Source organism: Desulfovibrio sp. 1214_IL3152 (assembly GCF_036763055.1).
GTDB lineage: Bacteria > Desulfobacterota > Desulfovibrionia > Desulfovibrionales > Desulfovibrionaceae > Desulfovibrio.
Genome location: NZ_JBAIYW010000489.1, coordinates 1 through 2,127, shown reverse-complemented (window position 1 = coordinate 2,127; position 2,127 = coordinate 1). Strand labels below are relative to the sequence as shown.

Sequence of the window (2,127 nt, the reverse complement as noted above, 5' to 3'; positions counted from 1 at the left end):
AGAAACGGCGCGCGCCGTGGCAAGCAGTTCCTGCACAAAAGGCAGGCCAAGCGCTTCGCCAAGGTCCAGCGCGCCCGAACCGGTAATGGCGCAGCGCACGGGCAGTAAGGGATATTTTTGTGCCAGTTCATCTAGAAGGGCAGACAAAGTGCCTCTGACAGCGGTTCCGTGACGGCGGTACATGGTTTCAATAACCACTCCCTCGGCGTCCAGAAGTGCCAGCTTGACGGTGGTGGAACCTATGTCCAGACCAAGAAATGCCGCAGGATGTGGAGACACAGGTAAGTCCTCACATTTCTGTGTGTTAGTGGGAGTATTCGAATTGAGCCTTTCATAAGGAAAATTCCTGATTATGGAAAAGCCGTGATATTTTCCAGCTATACATCTAAGATATACTGTAAGCGGCGTTAAATACAAGCCCCCGGTTGCCACAAAAAACGCCGTGCCTTTTGCAAGAACCGGAGTACCGGGTCCAACGCAAAAGGCACGGCGCAAGCATGGCCATGACGGTTTTTATTGGGCCACGGACGCCTCAAGGCGGCTGGTGATATTGTCGCGTATCCACTTGGGATCAAGCCATTCAAGGGGGGTCACCTCAACGCCGCCCACCATGATGCCAAAGTGCAGGTGGTCGCCAAAAGCGAGACCGGTGGTTCCCGTATGCCCTATGGCCTGGCCTTTTTGCACCACATCGCCAGCGCTGACCATTGAATCGTTGAGATGCGAGTAAAGGGACATCAGCCCAAGGCCGTGGTCAATAACCACAATATTGCCGTAAATGCCCAGATCACCGCTGAATATCACACGCCCGCTGTTGGCGGCAGGCACGTCGTCGTTGCGCACAGAGGCAAGGTCAAAGCCCAAATGGTAGGATTCGCCCACAAGCTTGCCCTGATAGTGGTAAAAACGATGGTCTGCAAATCCGGCGCGCGGGGCAGAGCGGGGCATGCGCTGGAAAACGCCGCTCCACAGCATGGCAGAGGCCGTATCCTTGCTGATGTTGCGCAGGTCTTCCACGTTGGCGGCGCGTACCTGATTGTTGATATACAGGTAGCACTCCAGCGGGTTGGCGGCATTGGGCGCAAGGTGGCGCAGCTTGTTTTCCACATTCAGCAAAAAGTCGTCGCTCAGTTCAAGGCTGTCGCTTTTAAAGGTGCGTTCAAAGGCCATGACAGTCAGCCGGTTTTTGGTGACGTTGCCCGCCAGGTCGGTGGCTGTTATCTCTACGCTGTTCTTATAGTCCTTGGCAGTCATGGTGTAGGGAAAAGGGAAAAAGCAGATGTAGCTTCCGTCTTTCTGCAGGTAGCCCGGCACAAAATAACCGGCCACCAGCACACCACTGTTGGTGACGTCTTCGTCAACCGTGTAGCGAACAACAGCCGCACCGCCACGGCGTACGTTGGGGGGCAGGGTTTTGACAGAGATGCGCGGGGGCTGCGTGTCCAGGCGCATGGGGAGCTGTACTGTGCGGGTATTGCCCTGTCCGAATCCGGCCAGGGAGCCGTCCGTTGCGCGCACTTCAAGATCAAAGGCTCCTTCACGCAGATTGGCGTCTTTGAGCGGCACCTCCACAGTGCGTTCGGGCAGGTATTGATCAAAATGTTTGTTGAAAATAACGTTAAGCACGTTATTTTTTCGAACGCCAACTGTAACAGATCGAATTCCTGAAGGATCTTTCATGCTGACTTTGAGCACGCTGGAGGGGGAAACTCTGCCGGTGTTGGGAGAAACGTCAATAACAGGCCCGTCAAGGTCCTTGAAGAATGTATAGCCGCCTACGCCAAGGGCAACGACTACCAAAATACCCAATACCGATGAGAACATACTTTTCTTTTGCATTACAGACTCCTCATTAAACTCCGTCAAGCCTTGCATAAAGAAAGCCAATTTTCAAGGAAAAGTCTGGAACTTTTATAGCGTCCCGTTAAAGCCGCAAGGCACATTGACTTGACGCCCAAAATCTGTTTTCACTTCCGCAGTATGCAACACGCCAGATACACAGGCCCGAGAGCGCCGCAACGCACAAGCAGCCCCGAGGTGGACCCCAAACGCCTGCGGCGGCGCATGGTGCGTGAACAACTTGAAGCCAGAGGCATAAACGATGCCGAGGTGCTGGCCGCCATGGGC

2 protein-coding genes and 1 pseudogene are annotated in these 2,127 nt (G+C 54.3%); 1 reads left to right on the top strand and 2 read right to left on the bottom strand.

The features are described 5' to 3' along the window. Both V6C07_RS10425 and V6C07_RS10420 read right to left on the bottom strand, forming a co-directional pair. The coding region (locus tag V6C07_RS10425; protein ID WP_333536400.1) for a hypothetical protein at positions 1–279 on the bottom strand (279 nt) is incomplete at its 3' end. 234 nt (positions 280–513) lie between these two features. Continuing rightward, a complete protein-coding gene (locus tag V6C07_RS10420) occupies positions 514–1,839 on the bottom strand; it encodes a M23 family metallopeptidase (RefSeq protein ID WP_333536398.1) in 1,326 nt (441 codons plus the stop codon). A gap of 141 nt (positions 1,840–1,980) precedes the next feature. On the opposite strand from V6C07_RS10420, the pseudogene V6C07_RS10415 reads away from it, so the two are divergent. Then, positions 1,981–2,127 (top strand): annotated as a pseudogene (locus V6C07_RS10415) (protein-L-isoaspartate(D-aspartate) O-methyltransferase); the annotation flags it as partial.

Coding starts and splice junctions, on each gene's coding strand:
- V6C07_RS10420 (WP_333536398.1), bottom strand. CDS start 1,839: ATGCAAAAGAAAAGTATGTTCTCATCGGTATTGGGTATTTTGGTAGTC.